General features: G+C 63.9%; 17 protein-coding genes and 1 pseudogene. 7 read left to right on the forward strand and 11 right to left on the reverse strand.

Annotation, left to right across the window (positions count from 1 at the left end; genetic code table 11):
- Positions 1 to 2005 (reverse strand): Ig-like domain-containing protein (locus A5759_RS06245; protein WP_197505974.1); only part of this gene is annotated, 2005 nt, incomplete at its 3' end.
- A 1064-nt stretch (positions 2006 to 3069) separates the two neighbouring features.
- Here A5759_RS06245 and A5759_RS06250 point away from each other — a divergent pair.
- On the forward strand, positions 3070 to 5055 hold the full coding sequence (locus tag A5759_RS06250; RefSeq protein WP_197505975.1) for an Ig-like domain-containing protein: 1986 nt from the start codon (positions 3070 to 3072) through the stop codon (positions 5053 to 5055).
- Between the two features lie 486 nt (positions 5056 to 5541).
- Here A5759_RS06250 and A5759_RS25870 read toward each other — a convergent pair whose 3' ends face one another.
- Positions 5542 to 6075 carry a hypothetical protein gene (locus tag A5759_RS25870; protein WP_197505976.1) on the reverse strand — a complete coding sequence of 178 codons (534 nt, stop codon included), beginning with the start codon at positions 6073 to 6075 and terminating at the stop codon, positions 5542 to 5544.
- Between the two features lie 298 nt (positions 6076 to 6373).
- On the opposite strand from A5759_RS25870, the gene A5759_RS25875 reads away from it, so the two are divergent.
- The gene (locus A5759_RS25875; RefSeq protein ID WP_156616835.1) at positions 6374 to 7534 is read left to right on the forward strand and encodes an Ig-like domain-containing protein; all 1161 of its coding nucleotides are present in this window, start codon (positions 6374 to 6376) and stop codon (positions 7532 to 7534) included.
- Positions 7531 to 8739 (forward strand): hypothetical protein, encoded by a 1209-nt coding sequence (locus A5759_RS06265; RefSeq protein WP_156616836.1) that lies wholly within the window; start codon positions 7531 to 7533, stop codon positions 8737 to 8739. The genes A5759_RS25875 and A5759_RS06265 overlap by 4 nt, the downstream gene beginning before the upstream one ends.
- A gap of 109 nt (positions 8740 to 8848) precedes the next feature.
- Here A5759_RS06265 and A5759_RS06270 read toward each other — a convergent pair whose 3' ends face one another.
- Together A5759_RS06270 and A5759_RS06275 are read right to left on the reverse strand one after the other, a co-directional pair.
- Positions 8849 to 12037 (reverse strand): YncE family protein, encoded by a 3189-nt coding sequence (locus A5759_RS06270; RefSeq protein ID WP_068195271.1) that lies wholly within the window; start codon positions 12035 to 12037, stop codon positions 8849 to 8851.
- A gap of 997 nt (positions 12038 to 13034) precedes the next feature.
- Entirely contained in the window at positions 13035 to 14243 is a 1209-nt protein-coding gene (locus tag A5759_RS06275; protein ID WP_156616837.1) for a C39 family peptidase, read from the reverse strand.
- 1 nt (position 14244) lies between these two features.
- Here A5759_RS06275 and A5759_RS25880 point away from each other — a divergent pair, with 1 nt between their 5' ends.
- A complete protein-coding gene (locus A5759_RS25880) occupies positions 14245 to 15195 on the forward strand; it encodes a hypothetical protein (RefSeq protein WP_156616838.1) in 951 nt (316 codons plus the stop codon).
- 12 nt (positions 15196 to 15207) lie between these two features.
- Here A5759_RS25880 and A5759_RS06285 read toward each other — a convergent pair whose 3' ends face one another.
- The 3 genes from A5759_RS06285 to A5759_RS06295 all read right to left on the reverse strand — a co-directional run bounded on the left by A5759_RS06285 (position 15208) and on the right by A5759_RS06295 (position 16816).
- The gene (locus A5759_RS06285; RefSeq protein WP_231984567.1) at positions 15208 to 15450 is read right to left on the reverse strand and encodes a hypothetical protein; all 243 of its coding nucleotides are present in this window, start codon (positions 15448 to 15450) and stop codon (positions 15208 to 15210) included.
- A gap of 133 nt (positions 15451 to 15583) precedes the next feature.
- Positions 15584 to 16258, reverse strand: coding sequence for a LuxR C-terminal-related transcriptional regulator (locus A5759_RS06290; protein WP_068195280.1), 675 nt, complete (start codon positions 16256 to 16258; stop codon positions 15584 to 15586).
- A 222-nt stretch (positions 16259 to 16480) separates the two neighbouring features.
- The gene (locus tag A5759_RS06295) at positions 16481 to 16816 is read right to left on the reverse strand and encodes a hypothetical protein (protein ID WP_068195283.1); all 336 of its coding nucleotides are present in this window, start codon (positions 16814 to 16816) and stop codon (positions 16481 to 16483) included.
- Between the two features lie 186 nt (positions 16817 to 17002).
- On the opposite strand from A5759_RS06295, the pseudogene A5759_RS06300 reads away from it, so the two are divergent.
- Positions 17003 to 18360: pseudogene (locus A5759_RS06300) on the forward strand (acetamidase/formamidase family protein).
- A 22-nt stretch (positions 18361 to 18382) separates the two neighbouring features.
- Here A5759_RS06300 and A5759_RS06305 read toward each other — a convergent pair.
- Together A5759_RS06305 and A5759_RS06310 are read right to left on the reverse strand one after the other, a co-directional pair.
- Positions 18383 to 18877, reverse strand: coding sequence for an SRPBCC domain-containing protein (locus A5759_RS06305; protein ID WP_068195285.1), 495 nt, complete (start codon positions 18875 to 18877; stop codon positions 18383 to 18385).
- Between the two features lie 44 nt (positions 18878 to 18921).
- Positions 18922 to 19281 (reverse strand): metalloregulator ArsR/SmtB family transcription factor, encoded by a 360-nt coding sequence (locus A5759_RS06310; protein ID WP_068195288.1) that lies wholly within the window; start codon positions 19279 to 19281, stop codon positions 18922 to 18924.
- 46 nt (positions 19282 to 19327) lie between these two features.
- On the opposite strand from A5759_RS06310, the gene A5759_RS06315 reads away from it, so the two are divergent.
- Positions 19328 to 19981 (forward strand): SDR family oxidoreductase, encoded by a 654-nt coding sequence (locus A5759_RS06315; protein ID WP_068195290.1) that lies wholly within the window; start codon positions 19328 to 19330, stop codon positions 19979 to 19981.
- Between the two features lie 198 nt (positions 19982 to 20179).
- Positions 20180 to 21067 (forward strand): DUF4344 domain-containing metallopeptidase, encoded by an 888-nt coding sequence (locus A5759_RS06320; protein ID WP_082962016.1) that lies wholly within the window; start codon positions 20180 to 20182, stop codon positions 21065 to 21067.
- A 3-nt stretch (positions 21068 to 21070) separates the two neighbouring features.
- Here A5759_RS06320 and A5759_RS06325 read toward each other — a convergent pair whose 3' ends face one another.
- Positions 21071 to 21778 carry a Type 1 glutamine amidotransferase-like domain-containing protein gene (locus A5759_RS06325; protein WP_068195296.1) on the reverse strand — a complete coding sequence of 236 codons (708 nt, stop codon included), beginning with the start codon at positions 21776 to 21778 and terminating at the stop codon, positions 21071 to 21073.
- Entirely contained in the window at positions 21775 to 22452 is a 678-nt protein-coding gene (locus A5759_RS06330; protein ID WP_231984568.1) for a hypothetical protein, read from the reverse strand. The genes A5759_RS06325 and A5759_RS06330 overlap by 4 nt, the downstream gene beginning before the upstream one ends.
- Positions 22453 to 22521: the final 69 nt, after the last annotated feature.

Consider the following 22521-nt stretch of genomic DNA (forward strand, 5'->3'; position numbering starts at 1 on the left):
CGTTGGTTGCCGAGGCGTTGTGCATGGCGGTCGGGTTGGGGGTGTAGGTGAACCCGCCGCCTGGGTTGACGGTGACGTTGCCTTTGGTGGTGGTCGTGGACCCGCTGCAGGTCAAGCCGTCGTTGTTGGGGTCGGTGGCGGTGACTGTGCCGGTGACGATGCCGCTGGACTGATTCGGTTGTCCCACACTGACATCGACACCCGTCGGCACATCGTTACGGGGCAGGATCGATACCGTGATCTCGGTGTCGCGTTGACCCCCTTGCCCGTCGGAGATTACGACGGTGAAGGTGTCTCTGTCCGCGCCGGTGGCGGCGGCATTGCTTGCCGACGCGTTGTGCATCGCCTGCGCAGTCGGCGTGTAAACGAAACTTCCGCCCGGGTTGACGACGACGCTGCCCTTGGTGGTGGTCGTGGACCCGCTGTAGGTCAGGGGATCGCGCTCGGGATCGGTGGTGGCCGCCGAGCCGGTCACCACACCATCGCCGTCGGGCTCGCCGACCACCGGATCGGCGACGTTGGGAGGCTCATTGACGTGCCCGGTCGGGGCGATCGCCACCGTCAACCTGGCGGTGGTCCTCTTACCCGCCGCATCGGTCACCGTGATGGTGAAAGTGTCGGTCTTGAGATACGCGCTGGCCCGCGGCTGAGATGCCGCAGCACGCGCCGCCGCGGTCGGGGTATAAGTGAAGCTGCCATCGGCAGCCACCGACAACGTGCCCTTCCTCGACGTGGTGGTCTTGTAGGTGTACACCCCCGCGTTAGCGGTGGTGACTGCGCCGGTCGCCAACCCCGTGTTGGGATTCGTATGGTTGACCGTCGCAGCAACTTTGAGCGGGCTGACCTTCACGGTCACCGCCTGCTCCACGGTGTGGCCCTGACCGTCATCGACTGTGACAGTGAAGGTGTCAACCTTGTCCGCGGCCGTGGCGCCCGTGCGGGCGGCACCGTGACGCGCCGCCAAGGTGGGGGTGTAGGTGAACTTGCCTTTGGCATCGACAACCACGGTGCCGCCCTTGGCGCTCGCCCCGCCCGCGGGACCGGTGAACGTCAACGGATCGCGGTCCTTATCGGTGGCGGTCACGCTGCCCGTGACGACTCCGGTCGTCGCGTTCGGATAACCGGCGAAGTATCTCGTCGTAGGCGGCTGGTTGACCGCCGCAAGAGTGAACGATTCGCTCGTGCTCAACGGCGCGCCGGCGGGCACCGAAGCGACCCGCTGACCGGACGCGGGTTGGCCGAAGCGGCTGCGCGCGACCGCCAACAGCGCCCACATCGCCGGGGAATCCACCGGAGACTGCGGCCCCCCGCCCAACAGAGCCGTCGACACCACGTCCAACACATTCGATACCAAGGTGGTCGAGGACGTCACCGGTGCCGGAGCCGGCTGCGTTACGCGGGTCTTCAACGGTGCCGAGTCCGCGGCCACGGTGGGCGCCCCAGTCACTTGCACTGTTGCCGCGACCGGGGCTGCAGCCGGCCGTTGGGTTCGCACCTGCGAGACCTCAGTGCCGGCGGCACCGCGGGACACGGCCACCGGGCTGGCCGCGCTGGCGGGTGCCGACACCAGACTCGGATTGCGCTTCGGCTTCTCCGTCTGCCTCGACGGCCGCGATGGCGAGCGATTTTCCACGGTCGCGGTCGGTTTCGCCTTCGCGGTCGGCAGCGTCGCTTCATCGTCTGTGGTATCGATCGTGGTGCCGCTGATCGTCACCTTGGGAGCTCCGTCGCCGCCCACCGTGGTGGTGGTATGCCCGTCGGTCACCGTGGTCGTGCTCGCTTGGCTCGGCGCAGTGCTGCCCGTGTCCGCAGCAGCGGTGTCCCTCGAGCCGGTCGTGGGCTCGCTCGAAGCGGTGTCGACACCCTCGGCGGTCTGCGCCTCTGCGGAATCTGCAGTGGTCGTGTCCTCCGCCCACGCCATCCCCGTGGGCTGGGCGATAGCCACACCAACCCCGAGCGTCACAGCAAGCACACCCACCCGGCCGATATACCGTCCAGAACCCATCACTGCCTCCCCTTTCGGCACCGCACGACCCACGGGGCGCGTTAACAGGCAAATTACAGCGACTTTGCGCTGAAGGAATCGGGAGAAACCCTACGATTGGCAAAGCGAGGGTCCGGGGAAGTGCCGACGCCCCGGTGCGGACGCGAACTCTCGGTGCCAGCCTGCGCGCGAGGCAACGACCCCGACCTCTTTGTGGCTGCGGCGAAGGAACGGTGCTGAATTTGCTGTGGGGAACCGCTCTCGGATCCGGGACTGTACAAATTTCTTCGCTGCCGGGGCATCTGAAGTCGCCTTTGGCTGACACACCGCTTCGCCAAGATCAATTCTTCGCGAGGGAAACAAGTTGAAGACGCTCGTTGCTCTAGACGTGTGGCCGCGCCTAGAGTTACTTTTCGGCCAGCAGCTAAGCGCAACGCGTGGGGTGTGCGTCCGCTGGGGATGATGGGGATTTTAGGGTGCAGCACTTCGCGAACCGTTCAGCAGCACGACCAAGGGTGTCGCTGGGACGGTCGGCTGGGTCCGCGAGGTATATCGGACGCGTCGGTGCGTTGGCAGTCGCGTTGGGCATCGGCGCCGCGATGGCGAGCGGGACCGGAATCGCCGCTGCCGATGACTCGACGTCGGACGCTCCGGGAAGCACCAGCGGGGAAGCCCATTCGCCGGCCGGGACGAGTCGCGCCACCGACTCGACCACCGCCGATGCCACCGCCCGCGGCGCCGAGGCGTCCGAATCCGCGACGCAAGGCCGACGCGGGTCGCCGCGGCCACCGCGGATGCGGCAGAGCAATAGTGGCGGTGCCGTCACCAGCGGCTCGCGCACCGGCGTGTCACGCGACGAGACGAAGCCGGGTCCTGCGGCGGCTGCCCCGTCTCGCGCCGTCGACGCTCCTGAAGAAGCAGACGCTGCTGAAGAAGTAGAGAACGGGCATTCTGTCGTGGCGGACAACCTCGCGCGGCTTCGTGAGCGACTGGCTGCATCGACGCGCCTCTCGACCTTCGACAGCACGGGCGGCCATAGGGGCCCCTCGCCCGGCAACCGCCGAACTTCGCCTGCACAGGACACAGTGAGCCGTGCGCCAAACCCACCCGCCAGCGCCGCCACGGTGTCCACCGCGCGGCCCCGCATCGTCGTCGAGGACAAGATCGATGTCGTGCGCCAGGCGGACGGAGTCTCGACCGAAAAGCCGGTCGCGATCGGTGAAGTCACTTCGAATCGGCGCGCTATCCGCCCGGTGAGTGTTGAAACTGCGACCAAACCAGCTGTCGTCACGGCCGCGCCGCCGGTGGTGAGGACGGTCTCGAGATTCCTCGCCGCGGTTGGCGCCATCACGCCCTTCGATGCGCGCACCGACGATATTCCGGCGGCGCCAAACCTGTTGGTGGCGGGCCTGCTGCATGTGATCCGCCGCGAGATCGACAGCAACAACAGGACCCTGTCATCTAGTGGAACTGCCGCCACCGTGGCTCCGCGCAGTCTCGTCGTTGCCCAGGCGTCGGCGGTGTCGGCGCCCGAGGCCATCGCCGCCTCGGCAGCTGAGCCCCAGCCGGGCGACACAACCGCCACCCCCTACGGCAACATCGGCAAGTGGATGTTGAAATCCAATGGCAGCATTGCGAATTGGGGCGGTCAGACATACCAGGGCAAATCGCTACTGGAGCCGGTCAACGTCGTCATCGTCGATCCGACGTCGACCACCCGTGAGGAGTCCATCCAAAAGCTCAACGCGGCCATGCGGGCCTCCGGCTTTCCTGCCCGGTCGCCCCACAGCACCGGCTATTACGGAGTCATCGACGACATCACGTACGGTCAGCAGCCCAGCGGCTTCCTCCAGGCTTACGCCGACAACGTATCTCTGACCGACCACGGTCGGATGTTCGGACCGGCACCCGCGGCGAACGGGCAAGGATATGTGTGGACAGGCGCTTTCAGCACGCAGGGCGCCACCCACGGTTATGTCTCGTTCAACTCGGCCAGCGAAGAACTCGCGCAGCAACTCGTAAACAGCGGTGCGGCAACACGACTCGACAATGTCTATCTGGGCAACGCGGAGAACTCCGCAACCCAGACCACCGGTGACCACACCGGGTACGCCGTGGTTCTCCAGCTCAACGCTTCGGTGCCGAACCAGCCACCAACCGCGGCCCTCACACAGAGTGCGCCGAATTCGGCGACCGGACGTGTCACTGGCAGGGTGACAGCGGTCGACCCCGAAAGGGACAAGCTCACCTATTCCGGGATGTCGACCGACAAAGGCACTGTCACGGTGACATCGACGGGTGCATTCACCTACACCCCGACACCGACCGCGCGTCACGCCGCTGCGGCGGTGAATGCCACAGAAGACATGAAGACGGACACCTTCGTCATCACTGTGAGCGACGATTTCGGCAACACGACCACCGTTCCGGTGACCGTGACGGTGCTCGGGAAGAACGCCGCTCCGACGGCCAGGGCCACCGTCGGTAAGGCCGATCCCCTCAGCGGCACCGTCACCGGCACGATCGCGGTGACCGACGTCGACGGCGACGGCATCACCTACACCCCGATCAACCCGGAATCGGGCGAGGTCACGATCAACCCTGACGGAACGTTCACCTATAACCCCTACGGTGCTGCTCGTGATCTTGCGCGAGCCAAGAACGCTATCGGTACCGACACGTTCAAAGTCACCATCGACGACGGCCACGGAGGAGTCAGGACGATCACCGTGAGAACCACGATCGCGCCGACGGACCAAGCCCCGGTCGCGGGCGCCCTCGACGTCGGCGTGCCCGCCGCGGGAAACGGTTCCGTCAAAGGGTCGTTGACCGCTTCGGATCCGGACGGTGACAGCTTCTCGTTCTCTGGTTCAACCAGGACTGCGAAGGGTTACGTAACCGTGTCGAGCAGGGGCACATTCACCTATGTGCCTACCGCTGCCGCCCGACGCGCGGCGGCTTCTGCCACAGCCACCGACGACGACAAGTTCGATACCTTCACGATCACGGTGAAAGACCGGTTCGGTGCCACCGTCACCGAATCCGTCACGGTCCCTATTCTCGGTTTCTGACGCGCTGGGGGACCGCGGACGTGGCTTCTTAGGAGGATTTCGTGCCGCGGGGGGCGCGACTACTACGGTCGGAAACTTAGGGATTTCCCCGATATCTATCCTGCGGATCCGCGATTAGTTTTTTTCTCGACGCCACCGTCGCAGTCACACGGTGGTGGAACCGGGAGGCGGTCATGGAATCAGCATGGAATTTCGACCGAATACATGCGTGTGGCGTTGTCCCAAGTACGGGAGCGGCGATCCGCCCTCACCGGGTTGCCCAGGTCGCGAGACACCGCAAAGACGCCGCCTCTTCGCGGTTGCTGGAGACGAAACATTCGGCATTCGACAGCCCGGCTCGCGCCTCGGTTCTTCGTACGCGTCTGGTTAGCGGCTCTTTCTTTTGACTGATCAAAGGTAATCAACGTGGCCGATAGCTGACTTCAGATATTCCACGGCACTCTTGAATTATTGTTCAGACAACTTTGCTGCAAAGTCCACACGCCATCATGGAGGGGTCACCATGGGATATGCGCAACACGTAGGTCGGGTCGGTGCTCTCGCATTCGCTTTGGGGGTGGGCGCCGCCGTTGCTGCGGCGCCGGTGGGGGCGACGCCGTCCGGATCGGGCGACTCGGGGTCGTCCTCGTCCTCGTCATCGTCGTCGAGTTCGTCTTCATCCGGCGCCTCCTCAACCTCGCAGTCCGGAGGGGCAGGATCGTCGAATTCGACTACTTCCAGCCAGGATTCGCCGTCATCGAGCAGTAATTCTGCGTCATCGGACAGCGGCTCGACGTCGTCGGGTGGCTCGTCAAGCAGCGGCTCGACGTCGTCGGGTGGCTCGTCCTCCAGCGACTCCGGGGCGACTTCGCGTGTCAAGCCCACCACGAAGCGATCCAACAACCGCTCCAGCAAGCGAGCTTCCGTGACAGCGGACACATCGACAGGCAAGAAGCCATCCACGACGGCGGTGGGCGACTCCGACACCACTTCGGCGACAACGCGATCGACCGCCAGGACAACGAATACGGTCAGAGACACGAAACCTGCTACGAGCGAGCCGAAGACGACCGTCAGTTCGTCACAGGACTCAGTATCTTCGACCGCGGCGCCTGTCACCTCCCCACTGACATCGCAAACCGTTTCGATTTCTCCAGTCCTGTCTCCTTCGCTGGTTGCGCCGGCACCCGAGGCGAGAGCAGCCGCCGAGCCGGCGACCGTCGCAGTCGCAGCGCCCACGGCGGTTACCAAGGTCGCCTTCGGAGTTTTCTCGGCCCTGACGCTCCAAGTGGGTGCGACCGGAATACCCGGTGCACCAATTGAATCGCCGGTGAACTGGATGGCACTCGCGGTCGCCCGCCGTGAACTGGGCACCCTCGAGGCCGCCAAGATCGCCAATCCCCCCGAGTACATGCAAACGACCGAACAACTCGTGCCCGCAGCAGCTATCTCAGCGGCCGCCAATGCCCAGCCGACTGTCGTCAGGACAACTGTGGGGACTCCGGCGTTCTCGACGGGTGTCGTCAAGGGCTCCGTCACGGTGAAAGACCCGGATAATGATCCTCTGACTTACACGGTCGACTCGCTTAGCGCCAAAGGCGGGCAAGTCACGATCGACCAGAAGGGCAAGTTCGTCTACACACCCACCTCTGAAATGCGGCATGCGGCCGCGGTCGTCGGCGCAGACAAAACCGACAGCTTCACCATCACGGTCGACGATGGCCAGGGGAATGACGTCCTCGTGCCCATCACGGTTCAAATCAGGCCTCAGAACGCTAAACCCACTGCCCCCGGCGCTGCGGTCGGCATCGCGAACCCGAACACGGGCGTCATCACCGGCACCGTGTTCGCCTCGGACGCCGATTTCGACAACCTCACGCTGACTGGACCCCTCACCACCAAGAAGGGCACGATCACCTACGACGACCAGACCGACAGCTTCGTCTACACACCGACAGCCGCGGCCTTTGCGGCCGCGAATGCACCGAAGGCAAGCGCTGCTGCCAAGACAGACAAATTCACCGTCATCCTCAACGACGGACATGGCGGCACCGTCACAAAGGTGGTTACCGTCAACCTCGCGAGCGTCAATCAGACGGAGTTCTCCGGCGTCACCATCGGCCCGATGATCACGGACTCCACCGGGACCAAGTATCAGACGATGCTCGCCACGGACAGGTTCGGTCGGAATATCGGCACGAAGGTCGTAATCATCAATGCCGACGGTACATCGACCAGTACAGCGACGATAGCCGGAGTTCCGCAAGGGGAAGAGGCTCTTCTCAGCGTGGCGCCGGACGGCGGGGTGTACCTCGCGACGAGGAGGGGCAACAACGTTCAGGTCTCGGTGATCGGCCCCACCGGCGCTGTCACGAGTTCGAAAGCGGTGGTCGGCGCGATGGGCGGGCCTATCACCGTAGCTGCGGACGGGACGGGGTACGTCACCGTCGGGAAAATGGGGGCGGCACCAGCAGCGCGCCGCTATCCATCATCTCCATGAAGCCCAACGGGGCCATCACCATTCGGCAAGCGAGGGGAACGGCTTTCGGCAATCTGTCGGTCGGCGCTGACGGTAGCGCCTATCAAGCCTTCCAAGAAAGGAAGGTCGCGAAAGTTCTTGTGGTTGCGCCCAATGGATCCGTCCGGACCCTTTCGGCGACCGGAACCGGAGTAGCGGTGGGTGTGACAGCGGGCGCCGGTGGCAGCGCCTACTTGACAACCGCCGACGACGCTGCAGCCACAACCAGCGTTCATGTGATCACATCCGCCGGAATCTCCGATCCATTCGTCATACCGGGTTACGCGAGGGGCGGGGTCGTTGTGGCTCCGAACGGAACCGCTTATCAGCTCAGCGAATATTCAAGCGGGCTCGACGAGAAATCGTACATTTCGACCATCACGCCCACCGGCGTGGTCACTAAGGACTTCGACGGCGAATTCGGATACTTCGGAAGTGGCGACTCACTCCAGGTGGCCGCTGACGGGACGGGTTACGTTGTCATCTTCGATTATCCCTCCGGGCCCGTTCGCTGGGCCGTCGCTCACCCAGACGGTGAGGTCACCCTGGTACCGCAGCCTGCCGGCACCGATGTCTTGGATTACACATTCGAAATAGGGCCTGACAACAAGCTCTACGCCTACAGTTTCTTCGATCCGGCGTACACCGTCTCGCCCGCCGGGGCGACCACGATCTTGCCGAATTCATCTGGCGCGCTGGAACTCGAGTTCGGTCCGACGGGCACACCGTTCATCGCGCAGCTGTCGGGGTCGAGTACGCAGTTCGTGAACATCAGCACCGGTGCTGAGAGTGCGACCATCCCAGGCGGTAATCAGGGTGACTTCGATCGGCTCACGATCGGGTCCGACGGCACGGTGTTCGTCAAGGCTTACGCCGGCACCAATCCGGGTGATACGGCAGAGGTTTCGGTACTCGCAGGCACCGCGGCCGGCGCAACGATCGCTTCATTCACCGACCTCGGAAATACCGCGTACGTGACACCCGCGGGTGGCGGCGTCGGTTACGTCACGGTATACGACATAGCTTCTGATACGACCAAGGTGTGGAAGCTGAGCTCGAATGGAGCAGAACAGCTGGATACGTTCAGTGGCATGGCCGTGGGCGGTGTCGCCTTTGGCGGTAACGGCAAGCTGTACCTGACTACGTCAGCGGACGCCCAGACACAGCTTCACATCCTCGATGCTTGAGCGATCCGGGCCGCGCGCATTCGACGGTATGACCCGCTGACTCTACTCATCTGGTGGTGGCCGCTGGGCCCATTCGATCCCGGCCGCGACGCAGATCAAGCTGTCGCGCCTAGAAGACCGGTTTCGGTAGCGCGCGTACGGTGCTGACGTATTGGCCGGTAGCTTCGTCGATCTCGCTTACGGTTACATACGCCGTGCTGTCGCTCTGCTGTACGGTCACCGCCGTGACCAGGGCGGTGTCGAAATCCATGACTTTCGTCTTCGACTTTCCCTTAATAGCCCAAATCTCGGCCCCGCCAGACGGATTGTCGAGACCAGCCGAAATCGTGACGTAGGCCGTCCCATCCAGAGTCAACACCACGGGCCTGGCTCCGAATGGTCCTGCCAAGTTGTCGACCGCCAGAACTATTTCGCCGGGCGCGGTGATTTTGGCGATCGTCTTGGCGGCCGACGTAAAGGCCAGTACCGTCGTCTCCCGTTCACCGGCAGCGTTCTCAGCGCTGGTGACGAGATACCCGTTGCCCTTGAAGTCGATGGCCCCTGCGACGAGTTCGCCTGGAATCTCCTCGGTGCGCGCACCGGATGACAAGACGATCGCTGAGGTGGAAATGGCACCGGTAGCTTGGTCGATGGTCTGAACCGGCTGGGCTGCAACGCCTCTGATCGTGAAGTAGACGCTGTGTTTGACCGTGGTTCCGACTGGCATGTCTTTGATCGTCGTACCGCCCGTGGGTGTGACGATAGCGACGTGATAGCGGCCGTCGCTGTCGACGTAAGCGACGTATGCCTTCTTGTCGAACCCGACGGTCAGCGCCGCGCCACCGAGATTGTCGATCGCTTGCGCGAAGTTACCGTTGATCGGCACGGTCTTTGTCTTGCCCGCCGCGCTTACGATTCCGAGGTAACTCTGTGGTCCCGGCCAGTTGAGGAGCACGTAGGTGGTGCCATCGCTCGCCACCGCCGGTTGTCCCACGGGGAAACCACCGTTGATGACACTGGTTCGAAGCGTGGTGGCCGTCAGTTTCGTCACGAATGCATGCGGGTTCCCGTCGGCGGTGACCAGGTAAACCGCACCTTTGGCCCCCACGACGGCGGAACCGACCTGCTGCCCGGTGACTTCGCGTTCCGTGTATGCGGTGCCCGTGAACGTCAGGATCTTGGTCGCGGTTACCGAAGATACCGTCACATACGCTTTACCATCGGATGAGATTGTGACGGGAGCAAGGGAACCCGTAGGGAGGCCCGTCCCCACCGGCGTGGTCGTCGAATCACCATTCGGATCGATCGCCAGGACCGAAACCATTCCCGCGCCGTCTTTATATACGACATAAGCACTGCCGTCGGGTGCCAGCTTCACGGGCGGGCCCGATGTTGGTGTCGATCCGTCGATGATGTACGTCTGAGACACATTGGTTTTCGAGATCCGAATCAACTGGTGAGCACTACCGGTGGCGTCCACATCGGTCTGCAGGAACGCCGCGCCGTTCGACGCGATGAAGATCTGACGGCTAGCGGCTCCAGTCAGCGATCCCACCGGCGTAGCGACGCCCGACGTACTCACCGCAGTGACGGTCGTGGTGTTGGTCACCGCGTCGTAGGTCGCCACCAAAAGGCTGCCGTCCGCGCGCTTTATCGGAAGTGCACCGCTCGCCGTGCCGGCGATGTCCTGTGTTGTTGTGATGACCCGGCCGTCTGCGTCCAGGATGCTCACGCGAGTGGAGCCGTTCGGCTGCAATGTCGTTGGGTCAACGTCCGTCATCACCTGGTAGCGCGTACCGAACGCGCCGATGATGACATTGCCGACGGGCGCGCCCGGCGTCGAGACATTGGTGACGGGTAGCACGGTGATTACCCGAAGTCCGGTGTCGGAGGCGTAGTAGAACTCGCGCCCATCTGGAGACAACACGAGGCCGGGGTAGTAACCCACGGTGGTCGCTCCGGTGGGCAAGCTCGCGATCTGAGCATTGGTTGCGGTGTCGAACACCACGACGGAGTTGGTGGTGGTATCCAGACTGAAGAGCAGGCCGCCGTCACGGCTTAGGGTCAGAGTGCCCATCGTTTCCGGCGTGACCGAGATGGTGCCCACCAGCTTGTTGCTCGCGTCGAAAACCCTGATGGTGCCCGCGTCGGCATCATTGACGTAGACGCGGGTGCCCGCCGGGTTGATGGCGACGTCGGTGATGTACGTCCCGGTCGTGACAAGCTTGGCTGTTGTTGCGGACGTGGCGAAGGTGTAGACCGCCGACGTCACGTTCTCGGGATCGTCACTCGCCAGATCGGATACTACGTAGACTTTCTTGCCGTCCGCGGAAAACTCGACGTCGTAGAATACGTCCGAGGAACCGGGTAGCTTCACGGTTCCGCTGACCTTGCCGGTGGCGGTCGCCACCTTGGTTACCACAGGCGTCCACGTGTCGGTTTTCGCGTCATACAAGGCGCCGGTCGCCAGGAGTGTCTTGCCGTCTGGTGAGACAGCGACGGAGAGCGGATAGCGGTTGGGGCCGAAGTCGATCGGGGCCAGCATGGTGTTGTTGGTCGCATCGATGACGTGGATCAGGTTCGTGGTGTCGTCCACGACGTAGACGCGCTTGCCGTCGGCGGTGACCTCTAACGAGACCGGCTGCTGATCGAGTTGGATAGTGGCGACGGTGGTGCGATTGATGGTGTCGATGACGGTGATGGTCTTAGCCGCGGTGTTGGCGACGTACGCGCGTGTATTGGTGACGGCAATGGCATCCGTCGAACCACCTGTCGGGACTGATCCGGCGTCAACCAAAGGAGCCGGATTGATCGCCACATTGACCGTGACGGTCTGAATGTTGGCCTTCGCGCCATCGGATACGGACACAGTGAACTGCGCGTAATCGGTATCGGGAGTCAAGCCCGCCACGACTCGCTGCGAAGCAGTCGGCGTATAGGTGAAGGCGCCGGTCCGCTTGTCGAATACCAATTTGCCCTCGGATGGGCCAGAAGTGAGTGCGTACGAGAGCTTCTTTCCCTCTGGATCTTTGGCGACGATTTGTCCCGCTGTGGCACCCGTTCTCGGATCCGGCGTTCCGAAGGCCGGCTCCTCGATGATCGGTGGCTGGTTCACGACCGCGGCTGCGGTCACTGGGGCGCTCGTCACGCTGTTCAACGTCTGAACCGTCGCCATCTGAGCGGCCGGCTGGACGGCGGCGTCTGCATCCGCCTCGGCGCTGAAGCGGCGGGCGGCGGCGAGCACCACCCATGACAACGGCGACTCCGCAGGTGCGTCAGGTCCGGATCCCAGGAGCGCACTCGCCAACGCTTCGGTCACTGTGGGCGTAGCGCTGACGGGCACTGTGATGGTCGCCGCGCTGGCGAGAGGAGGTGCGCTTATCGGCGTAGAGACCACGGCCGAGCTCTCGCTTGCGACACGAGGAGTCTGCACGGTCGACGCCACTGCAGCGGACGTCTGCGGCGGGGTTGGCGTGGGCGCGCTCTGACGGTCTCGAGATGGTGCTCGAACCGCAGTTGTGTTTGAAGACTTCGGAGAAATGGGTTTCGAGGGGGGCTCGACTACCGCCGATGCCCTCTTCTTCGTTGACTCCCGAGAGTCATGACGATTGGTCGAGGTGTGCGCCCCTCCCGAGCTGGAGACCACCACTCCGGGAGCGACCTCTACAGTCGTTCCAGAAGGCGATGAACCCACTTGGCCACTTCCAGTGGAACTGGAATCGGTTGCGTCGTCGCCGGATTCGTCGTCCTCCTCGGACGAGGCGGACGAGTCGGCCTGTCCCGTTCCCCCCGTCTGCCCCGTTGTTCCCCCGGTCTGGCCGGCTTGGCCCGGCTGGCCGGCTCCGTTCGTATTGTCCGTGCTTGTTTGACCGGCATCCCCGGAAGGAGTGCCATTTGCTTCCGAACCTGTTTCGGCGCAGGCCACACCCGATCCGTCCGCGAGGGCGAAGCCGATGCCCAACGCAACCGCAAGAGCGCCCACACGTCCCACGTGGCTGTTGCACCCCATGCGATCCCCCTACTCTCGTTCGCTCAGCAGCGAACTTCGCCGATGGTGCAAGCTAACACCAATTCGACGGAAATGAGCTGAATTGACGCTGGTGTCACGAACGAATGCGAACAGCGCATACGCCTCGATGCGGGCAACGTGGGCCGGCGTTGTCAGCACTGCAAGTAGGAGCCGCGGTATCCATGAACAGCGCCGGCGACAATGCCCGCCGGGACCCCTCGATGAGACGGCCCCGAGGTCGCTGCTCGAATTCCCCGACAGCAACCGCATGGTTCGTGCTCAGCGAATCTTCAAACAGCTCCTGCAGCTACCCCACGCTGACTAACACGCCGGAATTGCTGACGTTCGCTGATGCCGGCCCAAACGAGGGGGTTTCCGGCGCTTTTCGCTCCGCGACGGTCGTCTCGAAGTCATCGGTCTGCCAGGCCTTCATGAAGACGCCAAGGGGAACCTTCATGTTCTTGCCCTCCTCGGCGAACCCGCTGTCGTTCATGTAGACGATGTTCTTGACGCGGTCGACGCCGAGAATGACCACCTGATGGTTTGCCGTGTTGATGCCCTCGGGCAGCGGCTTGCCCTCGACGGCGTTCCAGACGGTTTCGCCGTGGACGCCGACCATCACCGCTTTGTTCTCGGCCAGCGCCATCGTCAGGGCGTCCAGAGCCTTCATGCCGTCCGCCCTGTCATATTCCGTGACGGTGGCCGTGATGCCGTGGCGGTCGAGCAGAGCGACTGCATCCTTGATGTCGACGCCGTTATCGCTCGTCGGACCCAGGTACATCATTCGGCCTGGGTTGGCGACGCTCTCAGTCTCCTGTGCCTCCTTGACGATGTCTTCCTCGCTCGGCATGGTGCCGTTGAGTTGACCGATGATCATCGTGGTCGCCATCAGAACGCAGTTGTTGCCGTGCGACTGCGCTTGCCAATACTGCGAGTTCTTCTCAGGATCGCCATACAGGCCTCCCGGGCCGGCTCCACCACCGCCGCCTACCGGGGGAGCGACGCGATCGGCCAATGCATGGAAGCGCTCGACTGCCGCAAACCGCGCGACGAAGATGCGTTCCACGACGTCGAATCCCGCGCTCTGCAGGCGTTCGGCCACCGCGAGCAGCCGGGTACGGACGCGTTCCGCCGTCGGGGAGTCCGGGTACCTGTCGGATATTCTTTCCGCGATTGCCGATATCCGCTCGACTTGCTTGTCGTAGTGCGCCGCGGTCCGCTCAGCGATTCTGTCGTAAAGCGTTGCAGTCCGCTCGGCTTGCTTGACGAAGAGCGCCGCAAGGCGTTCGTTGGGCGTGGGCACGACCTTCGGGACCTCCGGTGCCGCGGATTCCGATGTCGTCCCTACAGTGACCGGAAGCCACTCCTCCGAAGTGGTTTGGGTGGTCAGCATGTTGGCGACCTGCTGCGGGTCGACGGTCAATCGATCGTCGTTCATCCGCTCCAGATCGCGGCGCACCAAGTCCAGCGAGCCAAGCAGTATCACGCCTGAAGGCGGCGCCACCGGGCCGTCCACTGTGGACCACGGTGAGCCGACACCGACCGCCGACAGCAGGCCCGACACCACATCGATCGGCGCTGTCGACGGGGCGGGACTGGGCGCTTGGGCCACGACAGTGCTGTGGTTGTCAGCACCCGAGCTTGCCGATACCGGCGGCGCCTCGATCACCAGCGTGCCCGCTTCGGTGGCGGCCTCGACACCGGTGGTTTCGGCTGATGCTGTGACATCGGCTGGGCCGGAGTCGGTTACGTGTGCCAGGGATCGAGCGCTGAGGTCGCTGTCGGGCCGGCTCACGTCCGTCGCCCCCACAGCGGTCGCGGTGGTCCTCTGCGGGGCCACCGAGGACTCGGTCGGCACGCGGTCGGATCGATTCTTCTTCTGCTCCCGCTCGATCGGGGCCTCGGAAACGACCGGCTCGGCCGGCGGGACCGAAGTATCCACCAGCACAGGCGAACTGGTGTCGGCCTCGCCGACAGTGCTCGTAGCCGGCGTCGACGCGGCCTCAGCTGCGTCCGACTCTTTGGCCGACTCTGTCGCCGACTGCTTCGCCGATGAGTCCGCGGACTGCCGCTCGGCTGTCGACCTCTTCGTGGAGCGTGTCTCGGATGCATCTGCGTCGGGCTTTGTCGTCGAGCGCCCCGAACCCACAGATGTCCTGGACTTTGTCCCCGAGACCGTCGACGCCGAGGAACTGCCCGTCGACTTCGAAGCTCCGTCCTTTGTCGACGAGGAAGACTCCGATGTACCCGTCGACCCCGATGACGTGCTGCCCGTCGATCCGGATGACGAGCTCGCCGACCCCGCCGATGAACTCGAAGACGACTGTCCTCCATCGTCGGCGATCGCCGTCCCCATGCCGCAGGTGCCGACCAACCCCGCAACGCCGAGCGAGAAGGCAACGGCCCCGACCCGTAACGCCACCCTTGCCGAATTCACGAGCGGTCCGACACCTCCGTCGGACCGCTGACGTGATGGGTCATCAGCTGCTCAGCCAGACGTACCAGAGGCCGTCGCCGCCCTGGCGGCAATCCCAATGCCCGTAATTGGCGTCGCCCTGGGCGATCTCGACATTGGGGCCGTCTACATTGCAGGCATCCAGCGTCGAGTAGCCGCCCTCCACCTGAACCTCATCGGCATGCGCCATACCTACGCCGAGGGTGAACAACCCGCCCAGCGCCAGCGCCCCCGCGGCGATCATTTTCTTCATGCTTGTGCCCTCCATAGCTGCTGCTTCGACCCCCGCGATTTGTTTGCCGGCGTACGCCGCGTGCGGATTGAGAATTATTAACGGAACCGTTATGGAGCTGGCGGCAAAAAGTTACTAATTCATCTGTTCAGACGACGACCGGCCGGACTCACAGATCGTCGACGCTGAGGATCTCGTCCTGGATGGCTCGAGCAACAAGAGCCGCCTTGGTCGGCGCAGGCCGGCCGACCGCCGCATACTTCGCCCTGACCCTTTGCAGGTGGGTCGCGACCGTGGAGGGCTCGATGTACAACCGTTCGGCGACCGCATTCTTGTTCTCCGTCTGAAACCAGGCGATGAGCACCTGCTGCTCTCGGTGGGTCAGCTCCGGTCGTGCCTTCTGCCGCCCGCTGTGCAAGGTCGGAGCCGCTCTCGTGACCACGTGCGGCCGATCGGTGTGGGCTGCATCGATGGCCGCTGCCAGTACGTGTTCGGGTTCATGTTTGGCGATGCAGCTGACCGCCCCCGCATCGAGAGTGGCGGAGACGACGTCGTCGTTGACCGAACAGGTGTAGACGACGACACGGTGGCCTGCGCTGCAGACCTGGCGTAGCGCATCGAGGTCCGGACCGCCGCCGTCGCAGGGCAGGTCGAACAACACCACCAGCCCGGGCGCGGCGGTCTGGTATGCCGCGGTGAACTCCGCTGGACTGGTGAAATGGCCGATGATCTCGGTGCGTGGGTGGCTGCGCCTCAACCACGACTCGATGCCTGCGTATACGACTCGCTGATTGCCGACCACCACGACCGATATCGAACGCTCCTCGTCGTCCGGCGGTGGCATGCCGCAGACCCCCTATGTCGTACAGTCGGCGCTGCAGTTGTTTGCTTATGAAAGCATTGCTACGCCGCCCCCGACTTCGGTTTGCGCTAAATCGAACTCATGGAACGGTGAGCGTCTGTGCGTCAGGCGGATGGTTGCCCATAACTGTACTGATTGAAACCCGCCAAGGCCCCGGGCGGCAAGGCCCGGTACAGCAGGCACCGTCTGGTACGCCGAGACGTCTCAGCAGAACTGGTATTCGACGTCCCAGAAGCCGGGCGAAGGGATCCAGCGGGCCGAGAACTGTCCGCCGAGGGCGGGATTGGCGTCGTGGATCATTCCTGTTCCGCCGACAGCCGGGACGAAGCCCGGCGGATCCCAGGAGATCGAGACCGGGTCACCCGGCGTATCCGGGGTGCAGCCGATCTGCTTGACGAGATAGCCGTCGGTGATCGTCCACTCCGCGCTGGCCTGATCCGGGCTCGGGGGAGGAGGGGAAGCGTACGCGACAGCCGACGCCCCGATGGTGGCCGCAGTCACCACGCCCGCCACCGAGACTATGAAACGCTGATTGCGCATCCGACACCTCCTTGCACCCACGATGTCTGTGACGTTAGACCGTTCGCGATCGGGTGGTTTCGTTTCGGCTAGTTCGGGATCGAACCGCCTCCGCGTCTGGACGTCAACGGTTTCGAACCTGACGGCAACATCGACGCAACACCGCGTGGGTAGCTTCGGGCGACCGACAACCCGGGAGTCATCCAAATGAATGAGCCGTTCGCCGAAACCGCTGCCGAAACCCTCGCCAGGGGGAATCGGGCGTCGCGATTTCGTTCGCGCGGTGGCAGCGGTGGGCGCCGGGACGGGCATCGGCGCCGTCGCGGCCGCCTGTGCCACGGGTGACACTCCCGCGGCGACCGGCGCCACGACCGGACGCTTCGAGATCCTCCAACCCGACCACGGTGACATCGCCGGCGACCACTATCTGCGTTCGACACCCGACCAGGTGCTGTGGGGTTATGTGCCGACAGTGCATGCCACGCCGGTGATTCGGATGCGTTCCGAGCAGACGATCACCGTGGACACCGTCTACCCACGAGGGCATCCTCGAGGATCAGGGCCGCAATCCGGTCGAGTACTTCGGCGGTAAGGGCGTCAGCGAATCCGACGTCCTGCAGGACGCCATTGCCGTCGCATCCGAATACGACCGCACACCGCGCAACTTCGACAAGGACGGCCCGCATGTGGTGACCGGCCCGGTATTCGTCGAAGGTGCTCAGCCCGGCGATGTCCTGAAAATCGAGACGCTACAGGCTATTCCGCGGGTACCCTATGGTGTCGTCTCGAGCCGGCACGGTAAAGGCGGGCTCGCTCGCAAGGCGGACGGATCCGCCCCGGACGGCATCAGTATCGAGGAAGTGATGCCGCCCGTGGCCACCGATCGCAGGCCCAACGCGAACCCCGTCGAGTACGGCAATGTCTCCACTTTCACCGCCGTGGAGGACGGCCACGGCGTCATGTCCTACGGTGACGCGCGCGTGCGGTTCCCGCTATCACCCTTCATGGGCCTGATGGGTGTTGCCTTCTCCCAGGACCGGGATATCACTGCGCCGACCGCGAATTCGATTCCCCCAACCGTCGGGGGCGGCAATATCGACATCCGACTGCTGGGCGAGGGCTCCACGCTGTACCTACCTGTTTTCGCGGAGGGAGCCCTGTTCTACGCCGGTGATCCCCACATGGCCATGGGGGACGGTGAAGTGGCGCTCACCGCGATGGAGGGCTCTCTGCGCGGCACCTACCGCTTGACGGTCTGTAAGCCGGGATCAGGAGATGCGCCGTCGGTCGCATATCACTATCCGTTCGCCGAAACCGAATCCGCCTGGGTGCCAATAGGGCTGTCCGATCCCGACGGGGCAATCGGAGGCAGCAGCAGCGATCTGAACATCGCGATGCGCCGGGCGGTGGTCAACGCCCTGGACTTCCTGCAGACCGACCAGGGAATGGACCGCGCCACCGCCTACGCCTACCTCTCGGCTGCATCCGATTTCGTTGTCTCCCAGGTGGTCGACCGAACCGTTGGCGTGCATGGCCGGATCTACAAGTCGCACTTCGCAGTGTGAGACGGACGCCGTGGTGGTGCCGTCACCCTCGTGACAGGTACTTGTCGAGCTTGTCCAGCTGAGCCTTGTAACCCCACTTCATGCCGAATGCGGCCATCTTGGCCTTCGCGCCGATATTGGTGATAGTGACGTTCAACGCGACGGTCGTCATCCCGTCCTTCTCGCTGAGGATGACGTCGTTGACGTGCTCGATCGTTGACCCCTCTTCCTCGCCCTCGGTCCACGATCGCGCGTCATACGTCAGGCGCGCCCGTTCCTCAATACGGGTGAAGGTGCCGCTCATCGGCCAGCGTGTGCCCTGGTACTTACCCATCGCCTCGCCCGCTTCCATGACGATGTAGATCTTTCCGCCGACCACAAGGTCGATCTCACATTCCGGCACGAACGTCTTCTCCGGACCCCACCACTCCCGCACCATGTTGGGGTCCGTCCAAGCCTGCCAAACGGTTTCGATAGGAGCGCGGTACGCGCGTTCGAGGTTCAGCTTCTTGGTCTTCTTGAACATCTGCATCAGCATGGCGAATCCTCCTTGTGTCGATCGGCGGTCAAGCGGTGCAGCGGTCAGTCGTCATCGGCCCGATCCTCAGTGCCTTCAGCGATGGACTCGAGATATCTGCCCAACGAGTCGAGGCGGGTCTCCCAGAGCTGCGCGAACGATTCGGCCCAGCTGCCGATCGCCTCGAACGGTGCGGCCTCCAGGTGGTAGATCCGCCGCCGAGCCACGGGTTGGCCGGCGACGATCCCCGAATCACCCAACACCCGAAGGTGCTTACTGACCTGCGGCTGGCGAATTTCGAGTGCCTCGGCGATCTCGCCGACCGAAAGCGGCCCAGCACGCAACAATTCGACGATTTTCAGGCGGCTTGGCTCGGCAAGAGCTCCGAAGACCGTCGACTGCACGGGTTCGACGCTAGGGCCCATGACGTATTCCTGTCAAGGAATATGTTCGAGGGGCTACCGTGGAGGTATGGCTCGCATCTTGATCTTCGGTGGCCACGGCAAGGTGGCCCTGCACCTGTCCCGGATCCTCAGTGAGCGAGGAGACGAAGTGACCTCGGTGTTTCGCAACCCGGATCATTCGGAAGAGGTGATGGTGACCGGGGCCCAGCCACTGGTGGGCGATATCGAGGCGCTGGACGTCGACGCCCTCACCGAAATCGTCGAGGGACATGACGCCGTAGTGTTTACCGCCGGCGCCGGTGGCGGCAACCCGACTCGCACCTATGCGGTGGATCGCGATGCCGCCATCCGCATCATCGATGCCGCCGAACGTGCGGGGGTGGCCCGGTTCATCATGGTGTCGTACTTCGGCGCAAGCCTCGATCACGGTGTGCCGAAAGACAATTCGTTCTTTCACTATGCCGAGGCCAAGGCCGCTGCCGATGCGCATCTTCGGTCCAGCGGTCTGCGTTGGACGATACTGGGTCCGGGCCGCCTCACCCTGGAGCCATCCACCGGCCGGATCGTCGTCGGTGCCGACGCGGTCGGCGGCGAAGTTTCCCGCGAAGACGTTGCGCTGGTCGTCGCTGCATGCCTGGCAGATGAGGCCACCATTGGGCGCACGGTCGAGTTCAACAACGGGGACATCCCGATCGCCGAGGCACTGTCGCGTCACGCGTGAGCACCTCTTAGCCATAAGGCTGCAAATTCGGTCGCCGAGTCAACTGCGCGACGGAAAGTCCACCGGAGCCGACACCGCTGTGGTCGTCTGGCCCCCATTCCCGGCGCTGCAGTCATACGATCGGCGCAACCGTCGCACGCCGAGCGGCCACCGGGAAGGACACCGCGCTTGACCACACACGAACCAGCACGAGAGCCTGTGCGCTGGGCGACGCCGTCACGAGTTTTGGCTCTCGTTGCCGCGGGAGTGTTGGCGGCGGGATGCGGAAGCTCGGGAGGAGAGGCGGCGGACACCCACGACGCGGCGAAATCGCCTACCTCCCAGGGGTCCCCGGCTGCGCAGAACCCAGACCCACCACCGGACCCGAGCGCGCCTGCCGACGGCGAGATGGTCGTCTTCTATGACATGGCCACCACCCCCGAAGCGACGAATGGGCGCAACATCATGCAGGACGATCAACTGCTCGAAGCCCTCGCAAATGACATCAACGAGACGCTCAAGTTGCCCCACAACATTTCGTTGCGCGGCTCGCAGTGCGACGAGCCCAACGCCTATTGGAGCGCCGACGACAACACCATCACCCTCTGCTATGAGGATGTGGACTGGGCGCAGCGAGTCTTCACCGAAGCCGGTGACCCCGATCCGAAGGCGTCGGCGCTCAATTCCGAGTACGCGACGTTCTACCACGAGGTCGGGCACATGGCGATCAGCATCTACGACCTTCCCGTGACCGGGCGCGAGGAGGACGTGGCCGATCAGCTCGCTGCCTTCGTGCTGTTGGCGCCCGGCGAACACGGTCACGCCGACCCCGAATCGGTACAGGCGGTCAAGGATTTCGCGCGGGCGTTCGGCGCCTCCGGTGCGCAGGCCACGGAGCTGACCGCAGACGACTTCGCCGACGAGCACTCGCTGGATGAGACCCGGATGTACAACCTGGAGTGCTGGATCTACGGCTCTGATCCCAAGGCCAACGCCGACCTCGTCTCAAGCGGTCAGCTCCCTGAGGAGCGGGCGTCGGGATGCCCAGCGGAGTGGGAACAACTCGATCAAGCCTGGTCGACGTTGCTCGATCCCTATTTCAAGTAGCGGTCACTCCTCGGTGGGGCACAACAGCGAGTGCACGAGACCTGGTTCCTCGTAACGGAATTCGTGCGCGGGATGTCGCACGGGCTCGACGGTGGCGTCGTGGTGCACGATGACCCCACCACCGGCGGGGATGCCGATCCCGGTTGCGGCTCCCTGCAGCGAATGGATTGTTCCTGACAGCCGCGCCCAGCCGGAGCGCTCGTCGTGCGTATCGATGATCGCGGGAACGAACTTGAACACGTTGAGCAGTTCTGTGGCCGCCGACTCGGATGTCTCGACGATTCCGTAGCGGCCGAGCTGGATCGCACCGGCGGAGATGCCGACCAGGACAGCGCCATGCGCGTACCGAGCCCGGATCACGTCCGCCATGCCGGTGCTCTCGAAGACGTTCCAGCCGATCCGCACATCGCCGCCGGCGAGGACGACCACGCTGGCCCGCTCGAGGAACGCGCGATCGTCCGCGCCGAACGACGAGTCGACCATGCGGAGGTCGGCGATTCCGACGTCGTCCATGGCCGCTTCGAAGATGTCGTAGAACTCCGGACGATCACCGTTGGACGCGCCGATGTAGGCGGCACTCAGGGGCGCGTGTCGAGCCAACTCGTCGACCGCGGGCTCGAGCAGCAGCCGCTCCTGTCGTTTCCAGAACAGCAGCTGACTGTCTGCCAGTAGGAAGAGCGGTCGAAGGTGGCCCTGGGGAGCCGACGTCAACTGGCGTCCCGGGACCGGGACCGACCCAGGCGCCACTTGTTCTTCTTGGGTGTCTGGTACGCATCGTGAGTCCAGGCGTCCCACATGGCCTCGGATTCCTCCTGGACCGGACTGTTGGTGACCTGCCATCCGAGGTTGCCGATTTCGGTTGTGCACCAACGGATCAGCGATCCGTCGGCGCCGATCTCCTGGGCGAGTTGGACTCGCTCGTCGGTGCTGAGCTCGTCGCTGAACGCCTGCATGGTGGTTTTCAACCGCCAGTAGGGCACGACACCGTCGCACTGGCGGCAGAGTGCCAAGAGCTCCACTCGCGCGCGTCCGAGCAGGGACGTCGGATCTTCGTCGGCCGCGGGGCTGTCAGTTGTCTGCGCGCTTTCCGCACTGGGTTCGTGCGCTTCCTCAACCTGCCCGCTCAGTCGGCGATACTTGATGCGGAGCTCGTCGAGCTCGGCCTCGACGGTCAGGGCTCGTTCGCGCCACCATGCGGCGTGGTACTGCGCCAACTTCGCCTCGCAGTCCGCGCAGACCGCCCCTTCGCCCGCGACATCGTCGAGCGTCGTGACCTTGGTGAGCACGAGACCGCAGAGCGCCTTGTGGGCATCGCGGTTGATGTAGTCCCCGTGGTGCACCACCGACGCTGATGTGTCCCGAACGTAGCTGTGGGGTGGTTCCACATCAGCCAAAGTAATTGAGCGGGAGCGACGTTTCCGTTGGTTCAGTGAAAACGGTCGACAGCCCCGGTG

The sequence above is a fragment of the Mycobacterium sp. 852014-52144_SCH5372336 genome, from assembly GCF_001665615.1.
In the GTDB taxonomy this organism is placed as follows: domain Bacteria; phylum Actinomycetota; class Actinomycetes; order Mycobacteriales; family Mycobacteriaceae; genus Mycobacterium; species Mycobacterium neumannii_A.